Origin of the sequence: Chromohalobacter sp. HP20-39 (assembly GCF_033052815.1) — a bacterium.
Classification (GTDB): domain Bacteria; phylum Pseudomonadota; class Gammaproteobacteria; order Pseudomonadales; family Halomonadaceae; genus Chromohalobacter.
The window spans coordinates 1-318 of record NZ_JAWHTP010000402.1; the positions used below are offsets into that span (position 1 = coordinate 1).

General features: G+C 58.8%; 1 pseudogene. It reads right to left on the reverse strand.

Annotated features, from left to right (window positions below):
* Positions 1-95: 95 nt before the first annotated feature.
* A pseudogene (locus RVY79_RS18550) lies at positions 96-245 on the reverse strand (hypothetical protein); the annotation flags it as partial.
* Positions 246-318: the final 73 nt, after the last annotated feature.

Consider the following 318-nt stretch of genomic DNA (forward strand, 5'->3'; position numbering starts at 1 on the left):
CTCAGAGATGATGAATGCGATGTGCTGCACGCCGTTGGTTGATGGCCATCTTGCGATGCCGACCTGATCCCGCCTGCGAGTAGAGAGGATAACGCTCAGCTACCCGCTGTGCCGAGTACGGCGTTGGGGCTGAGTCGGTCAACCGAATGGTTCGCGCGTGCCCAGTCGGCGAGATCCTTGGGGTAGAGCAGATGATCGCGGAAAGACGAGTCGTCAATGTCGTACAGCACGCAGATCGCGGCCGATTCAAAAGCCCATTAGCCATAGTAGGGCATGTACTCGCCCTCGACTGCATGGAGATGGCCGTTGTGCCATGGC